Annotated in this window: 13 protein-coding genes; all 13 read right to left on the bottom strand. The window is 72.2% G+C overall.

Annotation, left to right across the window (positions count from 1 at the left end):
• The coding region (locus tag VGL20_16520; GenBank protein HEY2705287.1) for a biotin/lipoate A/B protein ligase family protein at window positions 1-784 on the bottom strand (784 nt) is incomplete at its 3' end.
• Between the two features lie 4 nt (window positions 785-788).
• A complete protein-coding gene (locus VGL20_16515) occupies window positions 789-1,757 on the bottom strand; it encodes a radical SAM protein (protein ID HEY2705286.1) in 969 nt (322 codons plus the stop codon).
• Complete coding sequence (locus tag VGL20_16510) at window positions 1,754-2,851, bottom strand: radical SAM protein (GenBank protein HEY2705285.1); 1,098 nt, start codon at window positions 2,849-2,851, stop codon at window positions 1,754-1,756. The genes VGL20_16515 and VGL20_16510 overlap by 4 nt, the downstream gene beginning before the upstream one ends.
• Window positions 2,848-3,276: a glycine cleavage system protein H gene (locus tag VGL20_16505; protein ID HEY2705284.1), complete on the bottom strand. Its 429-nt coding sequence runs from the start codon at window positions 3,274-3,276 to the stop codon at window positions 2,848-2,850. Before VGL20_16505 ends, VGL20_16510 begins: the two co-directional genes overlap by 4 nt.
• Complete coding sequence (locus tag VGL20_16500) at window positions 3,273-3,734, bottom strand: glycine cleavage system protein H (protein ID HEY2705283.1); 462 nt, start codon at window positions 3,732-3,734, stop codon at window positions 3,273-3,275. Before VGL20_16500 ends, VGL20_16505 begins: the two co-directional genes overlap by 4 nt.
• A 13-nt stretch (window positions 3,735-3,747) precedes the next feature.
• On the bottom strand, window positions 3,748-4,182 hold the full coding sequence (gcvH, locus tag VGL20_16495; protein ID HEY2705282.1) for a glycine cleavage system protein GcvH: 435 nt from the start codon (window positions 4,180-4,182) through the stop codon (window positions 3,748-3,750).
• Complete coding sequence (locus VGL20_16490) at window positions 4,160-6,418, bottom strand: heterodisulfide reductase-related iron-sulfur binding cluster (GenBank protein HEY2705281.1); 2,259 nt, start codon at window positions 6,416-6,418, stop codon at window positions 4,160-4,162. The genes gcvH and VGL20_16490 overlap by 23 nt, the downstream gene beginning before the upstream one ends.
• An 8-nt stretch (window positions 6,419-6,426) precedes the next feature.
• A complete protein-coding gene (locus VGL20_16485) occupies window positions 6,427-7,383 on the bottom strand; it encodes an electron transfer flavoprotein subunit alpha/FixB family protein (protein ID HEY2705280.1) in 957 nt (318 codons plus the stop codon).
• A gap of 14 nt (window positions 7,384-7,397) precedes the next feature.
• Window positions 7,398-8,171: an electron transfer flavoprotein subunit beta/FixA family protein gene (locus VGL20_16480; protein HEY2705279.1), complete on the bottom strand. Its 774-nt coding sequence runs from the start codon at window positions 8,169-8,171 to the stop codon at window positions 7,398-7,400.
• Window positions 8,172-8,174: 3 nt separating this feature from the next.
• On the bottom strand, window positions 8,175-9,455 hold the full coding sequence (locus tag VGL20_16475) for a (Fe-S)-binding protein (GenBank protein HEY2705278.1): 1,281 nt from the start codon (window positions 9,453-9,455) through the stop codon (window positions 8,175-8,177).
• Between the two features lie 2 nt (window positions 9,456-9,457).
• Window positions 9,458-10,216, bottom strand: a complete 759-nt coding sequence (locus VGL20_16470; protein HEY2705277.1) for a hypothetical protein — start codon at window positions 10,214-10,216, stop codon at window positions 9,458-9,460.
• Window positions 10,213-11,283 carry an FAD-dependent oxidoreductase gene (locus VGL20_16465; protein ID HEY2705276.1) on the bottom strand — a complete coding sequence of 357 codons (1,071 nt, stop codon included), beginning with the start codon at window positions 11,281-11,283 and terminating at the stop codon, window positions 10,213-10,215. Before VGL20_16465 ends, VGL20_16470 begins: the two co-directional genes overlap by 4 nt.
• Window positions 11,273-11,824, bottom strand: a 552-nt coding sequence (locus VGL20_16460; protein HEY2705275.1) for a heterodisulfide reductase-related iron-sulfur binding cluster, incomplete at its 5' end; no start/stop codon positions are given. The genes VGL20_16465 and VGL20_16460, both read right to left, overlap by 11 nt.

The raw sequence follows: 11,824 nt of genomic DNA, 5'->3' as shown, positions 1-11,824 counted from the left end.
GCGACCCGGGGCTGCCGCCGAGGTGCAGCCAGCCGGGGTCGCGGTAGCGGCTGGCGGCGAGCCGCTCGACGTCCTCCCATCGCTCCGGCTCGAGCTCGCCCCGCTCGACACGCACGCCCAGGGCCTCGCGGTAGCCGTCCTCGACGTCGGCGGCGAACTCCTCGACGGAGACCTCGCGGCCGGTCTGCTCGCGGAGCGTGGTCATCCCCTCGCGGGCGTGGGCGACGAACTTGTCGCGGTGCTTGGCGTCGGGGATGCGCAGCACCTCGAGCATCACGTCGATGTCGGCGTCGACCAGGGTCGACGCGTGGAAGAGCAGCATCCCCGCGGCGTCGGTGTAGGCGCCGACGCCGCAGATCTTGCGGCCGCCGACGGCGAGGTCGTTCTTGGGGCGGAGCACGCTCTCGACCCCGTGGCGGCGCAGCGCCCGGATGATGCCGCCGCTCAGCGCCGCGAACACCGGCCCGAAGCCGCCCGCCGTCGACACCGCGGCGCGGGGCAGGGCGAGGGCGAGCCCGAGCTGTCCCGGGCCCATCAGGATGCAGCCGCCGCCGGTGAGCCGGCGGTGCACCTCGACCCCGCGGGCTGCGCAGGCGGCGAGGTCGGCCTCGGTCCGCGGGTCCTGGTGGTAGCCGATCACCACCGCCGGCGGATCGAACCGGTAGAGGTGGAGCACTCCCCGATCGTTGCCGCCCGGCGCCGCCACCCAGCCGAGCGCCGCCTCGTCGACGGCGAGGCCGAGGTCGCCGCGGATGCCGCCGTGCCAGAGCGAGGTCCAGGTCACGGGGTCAGGTCTCCACGTCGTAGAGCGAGCAGCAGACCTCGTGCAGCTCCGGGACGAGGCCGAGGTCGGCGGCCAGGCCGACGATGCCGTCCGCGGGATAGGCGATGCCGTTGAACCCCGCCAGGATGGCGAGCCGGTCGGTCATCGCCTTGTGAGGGCCACCGGGGCGGGCGCAGCCGAGCACCACCGGGATGTCCGCGAAGCCACGGCGGGCGCGCACGAAGAGCGGGGCGAGCTCGTCCGGCCCCGGAGGCCGGACCGCCGCCAGCGGCGTGCCCGGCAGCGGCATCAGCACCACCATGATCAGCGCCGCGATCCCCGACTCGGTGAGGCGGTCGAGCACCTCGGCCTCGCCGTCGATGCGGCCGCCGTGCATGCCGAGGACGACGTGCGGGGTCACCCGCACCCCGCGCTCCACCAGCCGGTCGATCATCCGCAGGAAGTGCTCCGGCTCGAGCGGGAGGTTGAGCACCTCGCGCACCGCCGCCGCCGACGGGGGCACGTCGACGAGCACGCCATCGACGCCGGCGGTGGCGAAGCCCTCGACCAGGCGGTCGTCGGCGACCCCGGAGTGGACGACGATCCGCCAGCCCAGCTCCTCGCGCAGCCTTCGGATCACCGGCAGGTGGGGCAGGAAGGGCACGGTGCCGTTGCGCGCCGAGCCGCCCGTGATCAGCGCGCCCCGGGTGCCGCGGGCGTGGAGCCGCTGCGCCAGCTCCCAGAGCTCGTCGGGGCGGCGCGCCGGGTACATCGTCTCCAGCACCTTGGCCTTGCAGTGGTTGCACTGCAGGGCGCAGTCGGCGCCGGTGAGGGAGATCGCCGCGAAGCGCGGCAGCGGCGCCCACTCGGCGGTGGCGAAGCGCTTCAGCGCGGGGGCGTAGAACTTCATCCGCGACCCGTGGCGGCGGCCGATCTCCCAGCCCCCGGCGAGGTCGGCGGCGTCGATCAGCGGGGGGGCGGCGGTGGCGGTCACGGCCGCAGGTCCTCGCCCAGCTCGTCCGCGGCGCGGGCGCGGGCGGCGGCGTCGAGGGGCATCGGGTGGTTGCGCTGGCGCATGCTCGGGCGCTCGTTGCCGAAGGGGCGGTTGCAGGCGTTGCGGCCGTCGTGGCCGGCGCAGCCGGAGGTCATGAACACCTCGCCGTCGGCGAGCAGCGGCGCGATGTCGCAGCCGAAGTCGACGATCTGGCCGGCGTCGTTGAAGCGCATGTCCTCGACCCGGCCGACGCCGTGGTTGATGAGGTAGCGAGCCACCTGGATGCGCCGGTAGTGGCCCATCGGCGCGGGGTCGACGTCCTGCATCACCGTGCCCGCCTCGGGAAAGAAGGCGAAGAGGTGGGTGTGGGCGCCGCAGTCGTGGACCCGCTGGATCATCTCCGCCATCTGCCGCTCGGTCTCGCCGAGCCCGCAGACCAGGTGCACGCCGGTCCTGAAGCGGCCGAAGACCTCGACCCCCCAGCGCAGCACCTGCCAGTGGTGCTCCCAGCGGTGCGGCCCCCGGGCGCCGCGGCCGCGGGTGCGGTCGAAGAGCTCGGGGGTGCAGGCGTCGAAGGCGACGGTGAACATGTCCGCGCCCGCCTCGAGGATCTCCTCGACCATCTCGCGGCTGCGCACCACCGTCGCGGTGATCAGCGCCGAGATGCCCATCGACGTCTCGTCGCGGAAGCGGCGCATCACCGCGTTGGAGTCGGCGAAGGCGCGGTGGTCCTGGACCATGGCCACGCAGACCCGCTGCATGTTGCCGCAGTCGTCCTTCACCCGCGCGAGGATCTCCTCGGTGCCATAGGTGGGCCACTTCACCCGGATGAACGTGTGGTTGCGCGCCCGCTCGCTGACCTCGGGCCGGTCCTTGGCGAGCCCGCAGTAGGTGCAGCGGGCGCGGCAGCCGCTCTCGTAGAGGAGCAGAAGGTTGAGGCCGCGCAGGTGCACGTTGTCGCTGAAGCGACCGCGCTCCATTCCCAGGGTCACCGCCCCGGCGAGGCTGGTCTGCACCTGGGCGGGGCTGTTGGCGGGTCCCTCGTGCTCGGGGACGGGCTGGCGCCGGCGGTGGATGGGAACGGTGATGGTCATTCGGCCCGCTCCCTGATCCGGGGCGCGTCCGCCGCCTCCTCGGCGACGATCACCTCGAGGTACGCCTCGGCGTCGAGACCGACCAGGGGCTCGGAGGGCTGGATGGTGAACACCCAGCCGTCGTCGTAGGGCGAGCGGTTCACGATCGCGGGGTCGACGCGCAGCAGGCCGTTCACCGCGACCACCACCCCGGACACCGGTGCGAAGAGCGCGCTCACCCACTTGCCCGACTCGACGCTGCCGACCTCGTCACCGGCGCCCACCTGAGAGCCCGCCACCGGCAGCCCGATGTGGACCATGTCGCCGGCGGCCTCGGCCTGCCAGGCGGTGATGCCGCATCGCCACACCGGGTCCTCCCAGCGCGCCCACTGGTGGTGGGCGTCGTAGCGGAGGTCGCCGGGTAGGGTCAGCGTGTCGGTGCTCATGCACTCTCCTCCGTTGCGCATCGATAGCAGTGCACGTCGAGCTCGGCGATGCGTGCGGCGTAGGCGTCGACCGCGGCGTCGCCGGTGAGCAGGTCCGGCCACTCCCGCTCCGGGCGGGTGGGGCGCAGGCGCACCAGCCAGCCCTCGCCGTAGGGGTCGGTGTTGACCATCAGCGGGTTGGCCGCGAAGCCCGCCTGGTTGACGGCGGTGATCTCCCCGGTCAGCGCGGCCGGGAAGGGCCCGACCCACTTCGCGCTCTCCACGGTGCAGAGGCTGCGGCCGCGGGCCACCACCCGCCCCACCCGGCGGAACTGCAGGGTGACGATCCGGCCGCAGCGGGTCTGGGCGACGTCGGTCATGCCGCAGACCACCTCGTCGCCCTCACGACGCACCCAGACGTCGCGCTCGACGTCGAAGGCGAGGTCGTCGGGCAGCTCGCAGCCGCGCAGGGTGGCCACCGGTGTCTGAGCCTCACTCGCAGCTGATGCCTTCCTGGTCGAGGAAGGCCTGGTATGCCTCGAGGCCGGCGGCGCCGGTGACCAGGCCGGCGCTCTCCTCCGCCCAGCTGCCGGCGCGCAGCCGCACCACCCAGCCGTCGCCGTAGCAGTCGCGGTTGATGAGCTCGGGGTCGGCGACCAGGCCGGAGTTCACCGCGACGATCTCGCCGGACACCGGCGTGGGAACCGGTCCCACCCACTTGCTGCTCTCGACCGTGGCCGCGCTCTGGCCCCTGCTCAGCGACCGCCCGACCTTCTTCACGGTCACCGCGATCACCTTGCCGGCGAGATGCTGGGCGACGTCGGTGAGGCCCATCACCACCTCGTCGCCCTCCGGTCGCAGCCAGATGTGCTTCTCGACGAAGTAGTAGAGGTCCTCGGGCAGCTCACATCCCTTCGCCGTCGTCATCGGATCCTCCCCTGGTCACCTGCAGCGCGGGCTCGGCCTCGGCGGCCGGCTCCGGAACGTCGGACAACATCGCCTCGGCGAGCATCTCGGTGATCTCGACCACCCTGAGCCGGTCGCTGAAGCCGGTGGCGCGCACCGCCGCCTCGTACATGTTCACGTCCTTGGGGCAGGCCACCACGAAGTGGGTCACCCCCGGGATCTCCATCGCCTCGCGGATGCGCTGGTCGCTGGGCCGCTCGCCGGTGCCGAGCTCGTCCATCCAGATGCGGCCGCCGCCGGCGCCGCAGCAGAGGCTGTTGTCGCGGCAGCGGCCCATCTCGACCAGGCGGGCCCCGGTGGCGCTGATCAGCCGCCGGGGCGGGTCGTAGACCCCGTTGTACCGGCCCAGGTAGCAGGGGTCGTGGTAGGTGGCCACGGCGTCGCGCAGCCCCGCGCCGATGCGGATCCGGCCGGCGGTGACGAGGTCGGCGAGCAGCTCGGTGTGGTGGCGCACCCGCCAGCTGCCGCCGAGCGCCGGGTACTCGTTGCGCAGGGTGTTGAGGGTGTGCGGGTCGGTGGTGACGATCTCCTTGAACTCGCACTCGCCGAGGGTCTCGATGTTGTGCTGGGCGAGGCCCTCGAAGAGCCCCTCCTCCCCCACCCGCCGGACGTCGTTGCCGGCGGTGTGCTCGCCCTCGTAGAGGATGCCCACGTCGACGCCGGCGGCGGTGAGCAGCCGGGCGAGGGCGCGGCTCACGTCCTGGCAGCGGGGGTCGAAGGAGGCGTAGTCGCCGACGAACCAGAGCACGTCCACGGGCTCCTTCCGCGCGTCCTTCAGCTTCACCTCGAGGCCCTTGGTCCAGCGGCCGCGGTTGCGCTCGGGCTGGCCGAAGGAGTTGCCGTAGCGGTCGAGGTTCTGGAAGACCTTCTGCACCTTGGGGTCGACCTCACCGGCGTCGACCAGGGCGCGGCGCAGGTCGACGATCATCGGCACGTGCTCGATGCCCACCGGGCAGATCTCCACGCAGGCCCGGCAGGTGGTGCACGCCCACAGCGTGTCGGCGCCGATCAGGTTGCCGGGCAGGGTGCGGTCGCCGTTGCCGTTGCCATCGCCGCCGGTCACCGTGGCGAAGGGCACCCGGCCGAGCAGCGCGGCGGCGAGACCGTCGACACCGAGGTCGCGGTCGGCGTACTCGCGCAGGTCGAGGATCAGATCGCGCGGCGAGAGCGGGGCGCCGCCGAGCCGCGCCGGGCAGACCTCGTGGCAGCGTCCGCACTTGGTGCACGAGTCGAGGGCGAGCAGGTCCTTCCAGCTCAGGTCGGTGACCCGCTGCACCCCGACCGTGGCCAGCACCGGCGCCGTGCCCGCGGCCGCCGGGGCGGCGCCGGCGGGCACCGGCTCCGGCTCGGGCAGGGGCTGGAGGCGCCGCGCCGCCAGCGGGTCGCGGAGGAAGAGATTGATCGGGTCGGCGAGGATGTGCACCGCCTTGCTGTAGGGGATGTAGGCGATGAAGCCGAGCGCCAGCACCGCGTGGGTGAACCACATCCCGGTGTGCCAGTTGATCCACACCGTGTGGGAGGTGGTGATGGCGTCGAGGCCGCGCGCGATCGTCGAGCCCAGCGGCGAGAACGGCGCGGAGTCGGGCCGGTCGGCGGCGAGCCGGAAGGACTCGAGGAGGAAGCCGGTGACCCCGATGGCGAAGAGCAGCGAGACGAAGAGCACGTCGCCGCGCCGGTAGGGGGTGCGGTCGTACTCGCCGGGCGCGCGGTCGACGCGGTCGTAGCGCAGCCGCCAGGGGGTGATCACCCAGCGGCGCACCATCATCGCCCCCAGCCCGAGCAGGAAGGCGGCGCCCAGGGTGTCGAGAACCACCTTGAAGGCGAGATAGAAGCCGCCGTTCCAGAAGCGCAGCGAGGGGTTGATGTTGCGCGCGAAGTCGTAGTCGATGGTGACGATGACGGTGCCGAGGAAGAGGGCGATGAAGCCCCACATGATCCCCAGGTGGGCGAGGTGAGTGAGCCGGTCGCGGCGGCCGACGGTGGAGTTGGTCGCCACCACCGTGGCCGCGTTCCGCAGCCGCCGCAGGGGGTGGTCGACGCTCACCCGGCCGTTGCCCTGCAGGAACTTCCGCACCCGCACCGCGACGCCGAGCAGGAACACCGCCACCGCCACCGCGGCCATGGTGTAGAAGAGCGTCGCCATCCAGGAGGCGAAGTTCTCGAAGACCTCCCGGTGGGTGTCCTGCACCGCCAGCATGCCGGCTCCTATGCGCTCGCCTTGGCGCACTCGGTGAGCGCCGGGACCACGTCGAAGAGGTCGCCGCACACGCCGTAGTCGGCGACGTCGAAGATGGGCGCATTGGGGTCGGTGTTGATGGCGACGATGAACTCGGCGTCCTTCATCCCCTGGAGGTGCTCGGGAGCGCCGCTGATGCCCACCGCGAGGTAGAGCTTCGGCTTCACCGTGAGGCCGGACTTGCCCACCTGCCGCACCTTGGGCATCCAGCCGCTGTCGATGATCGGGCGGGATGCCGAGACGGTGCCGCCCAGGGCCTCGGCCAGCTCCTCGACGAGCTCGATGTTCTCCTGGGACTCGATGCCCCGGCCCACCGAGACGAGGATCTCCTGCTTGGTGATGTCGACGCCGCCGGCCTCGGGGCGGATCATCCCCCTGAAGGCCATCCGGCCCGGCGACGCGGCCGCGGCGACGCTCTCGACCGCACCCGCGGCGCCCTTCCCGGCCTCGCCCGAGACCGACCCGGGAACGACGGTGAGCACCGCCCGGCCACCGGCGACCTCGGCCTCGGCGAGCAGCTTGCCGCCGTAGAGCTGGCTGGTGGTGACCAGGTCGCCGCCCTCGCGGGTGGCACCCACCACGTAGGAGACGAGCGGGACGCCGAGCGCCGCGGCCACCGCCGCGCCGGTGTCGAGCCCGACCGCGCTGGTGGCGGCGAGGACCAGGTCGGCGGCGCACTCGGTGGCCAGCGCCCCCATCGCGGCGCCGTAGGCCTCGGGCGTGTAGTCGGCCATCTGCGCGCCGCCGAGCACGCAGACCCGGTCGGCCGCGATCGAGCCGGCGGCGCTCTCGAAGCCCGCCCCGCCACCGGCGGCGACCACGCTGCCCCCGTCGGCGAGCGTGCGGGCGAGCGCGACCAGCTCGTAGGTGATGTCGGCGAGGACGCCGTCGAGCTGCTCGCCGACGACGAGGACGGTGGAACCCATCGTGTGGTCTCCCTCTAGCGCCGGACGAGCTTGCGCTCGGCGAGGATGTCGAAGATCCGCTGCGCCTGCTCCTCGGCGCTGCCCTCGATCATCTCGGCGTGACCTGCGGCCTCGGGGCGGTAGAGCCGGCGGATGCGCAGCCCGCCGCCCTCGCCGCCTCCTGCCGGGGCGGCGACCTCCTCGAGGGTCACCTGCTTCATCAGCTGGCGGACCTTGCTCACCGCCGCGTAGCGGGGAGCCTGGCGGGCCGCCTGCACCCCGATCACCGCGGGCAGGGTCACGTCGAGCTCGGCCATCAGGCCTCCGGAGTACTCCTGCCGCACCCTGGCGGTGCCGCCGTCGACGCTGACGCCGCTGACCACGCTGACGCAGGGCAGCCCCAGCGCCGCTGCCAGCAGCACCGGGAGCTGGCCGTCGAGGTCGTCGGGCGCCTGCACGCCGCCGAGCACCAGGTCGGCGCCGAGGCCACCGATCACCCCGGCGAGCGCCGCCGCGACGGTGTGGTTGTCGCCGCCCCGGGCGAACGAGCCGGTCACCTTGATGGCCCGGTCGGCGCCCTTGGCGAGCGCGGTGTACAGGTAGCCGTCGACGTCACCGGTGTCGACGGCGACGGCGGTCACGGTGGCGCCGGCCTCGTCCTTGAGGCAGAGCGCCTCCTCGAGCGCCTGCTCGTCCCACTCGTTGATCTTGTACTTGAGGTACTCGCGGTCGAGGTCGCTGCCGTCGGCGTTGACCTCCAGCTCCTCGACGAGGTCGGGGACCTCCTTGATCGGCACCACGATGTGCACTGCCTACTCTCCTTCGCTCTGGCTCGTCATGGCCATGTCGATCAGCTCGGCGATGTCGAGGACCCGCAGCCTGCCCGCGTTCCCCGTGGACTTGACCGCGTCTTCGAAGCGCGACACCTCGAAGGGGCAGCAGACCGCGAGCACGTCCGCCCCGGTCTCCACCGCCTCCCGCACCCGCCGCTCCGAGAGCCGCTCGCTCATGTGCTCGCTGTTGGTGCCGTCCAGCCACATCCCGCCGCCGCCGCCACCGCAGCAGTAGCCGTTGGCGCGGCAGCGCTTCATCTCGGTGAGCTCGACCCCGGGGATCGACTCCAGGCAGCGCCGGGGCGCGTCGTACTCGCCGTTGTGGCGGCCCAGGTAGCAGGGGTCGTGGAAGGTGACCCGCAGGCCCAGGGAGTTCCGCATCGGCAGCCGCTCCATCAGCGGCGCGAGCAGCTGGCTGTAGTGGATGGTCTCGAAGCTGCCGCCCAGCTTCGGATACTCCTTGAGGAACGCGTTGTAGGCGTGGGGGTCGGTGACCAGCACGCGGTCGAACTCGTATCTCCGCATCACCCCGATGTTGTGCTCGGCCATCGCCTCGAAGACGCCGGTCTCGCCGGCGAGACGCTGCGAGTCGGCGACGCACCGCTCCTCGACGCCGAGGATGGCGAAGTCGAGCTCCAGCGCGGTGAGGATCCTCGCCAGCGCCTGGGAGGCGTCGCGGCCGCGGGGGTGGTACGCGGGGTAGCACTCGACGAACCAGAGCAGGTCGACGCGGCGGCCGAGGCCCTTGATCACCGGCACCGGCACCCCCGCGCCCCTCGTCCAGTCGGCGCGCTTCCGCTGGGGCTCGCCGAGCGGGTTGCCGTGGCGCATGGTGTTCTCGAAGGCGGTGAGCAGCTCGGCGGGCACGTTCCCCTCGAGCACCGCCTGCTCGCGCACCGCGGGCATGATCTCGATCATGTTCACGCCCTTGGGACACACCCGCAGGCAGTTCATGCAGGTGGTGCAGAGCCACAGGTCGGGGTCGTCGAAGAGGTTCATCCCCAGCTGCACCTTGCGGAAGATCTTGCGCGGGCTGTAGTCGCCCACGTGATCGACCGGGCACACCGCGGTGCACTTGCCGCACTGGTAGCACCAGCCCAGCGACTCGCCGCCGGGGAGGCCGGTGATCCGCTCGAGGATGTCGAGCGGGTACTCGTCGATGGTCCGCGGGTCGAACATCCGGTTCCAGTGCCCGGAGATGTCGACGCCGTCCTGCACCCAGTGCTCGTGCTCGTGGATGCGTCCGGGTTCGACCGCCATGGTCAGGCCTCCTCGAGCTCGAGCCGGTGGACGCCGAGGAAGCGGCGGACCAGCTCCGGCAGCGGCGGGATGACCTTGTTGAACTCCTGGGTCATGCGCAGCCGGGTGATGGTGTAGAGGTACACGCAGTAGACGCAGGCGAGCAGCACGTCGAGGTCCCAGGGCTCCTCGCCGAGGCCGAGCAGGCCGCCGGCGTCGGCGCTCGCCCGCAGCATCACCAGGGTGCGGCCGAGCTTGAGGTAGGTCGCGCCCGGGGTGTCGCCGGAGAGGTCCGCCTCGGTGGTGACCAGCCCGAGCGCGCCGGTGCGCAGCCGCGGGCTCCACAGCCAGCGCGAGAACAGCCAGAGACGCCCGGGATGGACGTGGTGGAGGACCTCGCCGGCGAGGTCGCAGGCGAGCTCGCCGTCGCCGAGCGGCGCAAGCCGCAGGACGAAGTCGTCGACCCGCTCCGCGACCGGCGCGGTGCCCCAGGCGAGCTCGTCGAGCAGCTGCGCCAGCCCCCGGGTGCCGCCCGCGGCCTCGATCACCCCGTCGGCGCGGCGGCGGGTGCTGAACACGGCGCGCAGCAGGATGCGCAGCTCGGCCTCGCCCAGGGTCGCGCAGCGGCCGGCGGCGAGCAGCCGCTGCAGGCCGGCGGCCTTGCGCGCGCAGTCGGCGGTGATCGCACGGCAGTCGTCGCGGCTGATCCGCTCCAGGGCCCGGTCGAGGAACTCCCTCGCCGCCGGGGTGTCGACGACCTGGCCGCCCGCGGGCATGTTCATGCGACCGGCAGGGCCGCGGCGGCATGGCGCCGCACCAGGGCCACCGCCTTCGCCGCCGCCAGGCCGCCCATCGACACGCTGTCCTCGAGGTCCTTGGGACCGGCGGCGGCGCCGGCGACGAAGATCCCCGGCACCGGGGTGGTGACGGTGTCGAGGGGGGCGCCGACGGTGGCGATGAACCCGTGCGACTCGCGGGGCACGTCGAGCACCTTCGCCATCTCGATGGTGCCCTTGCTCGGCTCCATCCCCACGCTGAGGACCACCATGTCCATCGGCGCCTCGACCGGCCGGCCCATGGTGGTGTCCTCGCCCTTGACGATCAGCTTGTCGCCGCGGCGGATCACCTCGGTGACGATGCCGCGGATGAAGTTGACCTTGTACTCCTCCTGGGCCTTCCAGTAGATCTGGTCCTCCCAGAAGCCGTACATGCGCATGTCGATGTAGAAGACGAAGACCTTGCACGACGGCACCAGCCGCTTGACCTCGATCGCCTCCTTGGAGGCGATGCCGCAGCAGACCTTGGAGCACCAGGTGTTCCCGATCCGGCGGTCGCGCGAGCCGACGCACTGGATGAAGCAGAGCTGCTCCGGCGGCTTCCCGGTCGACGGGACGACGACCTTGTGCTCCTTGAGCTGGGCCTCGAGGTCCTGCAGGGTGAGCACGTCCTCGTACTCGTAGTAGCCGTACATCTGGGTCTCGCGCCCGGGGTCGAAGTGGTCGAAGCCGGTGGCGAGGATCACCGCCGCCGCCTCGACGGTGTCGGAGCTGTCGCCGCTCGCCAGGGTGAGGCGGAAGGCGCCCGCCTCGCCCTCGCGCGCGGTCACCCGCGTGGAGGTCCGCACCGTGCACCGGGGCAGCGCCTCGACCGCGGCGACCATCTCCGCCATCGCCTCCTCGGCGGGCCGGAAGTCGGGGGTCAGCGCCGCGTAGTTGGAGCTGATCGGGGTGCCACCCAGGCGTTCGCGGGCCTCGACCAGGATCACCGAGGCGCCGAGCTCGCCCGCGGCACGGGCGGCGGTGAGCCCGGCCGGGCCGCCCCCGATGACGACGACGGTGTCACTTGGCATTGGCGTCGTCCCAGGTCAGGAACTCGGCCTTCCCGCTGCGCAGCCGCTCGAGGTCGCTCTCGAACTCCACCCAGGCCTTCTCCCAGTCGATGCCCATCTTCTCCAGCAGCGGCCGGTAGTCGGTGCTGTGCCAGTGCAGCTGGCAGACCCGGTAGGGGTGGGCGCCCATCGCCAGGGCGGCGAACTGCGCCTCCGACATCACCGGGATGCCCACGTTGCGGCCGTGGGCCTTGGCGGCGAACTGGCTCTTGTCGAGGGTGGTGACGCAGCCGGTGTCGTGGGTGATGGTGACGTCGGGGTTGGCCTCCTCCTTCATCCGCTCGATCTTCCGCAGGGTCGCGAAGGAGCGGGTGAAGTCGCGCTGCACCAGCACGTGGCGGAAGCCGAATCCGCAGCAGTCGAACCAGGTCGAGTAGTCCGCGACCTTCGCGCCCATCGTCTCGAGCAGCGAGGACATGATCGCGGTGCGCTGGCCGCCGTAGATCTCGGGGTCGTAGATGGCGTCCTCGGCCACCAGCTTGTAGTAGTGGCAGGCGGGATG

The organism is Candidatus Dormiibacterota bacterium (assembly GCA_036495095.1).
Lineage (GTDB): Bacteria > Chloroflexota > Dormibacteria > Aeolococcales > Aeolococcaceae > CF-96.
Note: the sequence above shows the minus strand (reverse complement) of the source record. Positions and strands in the feature narration are given on the sequence as shown.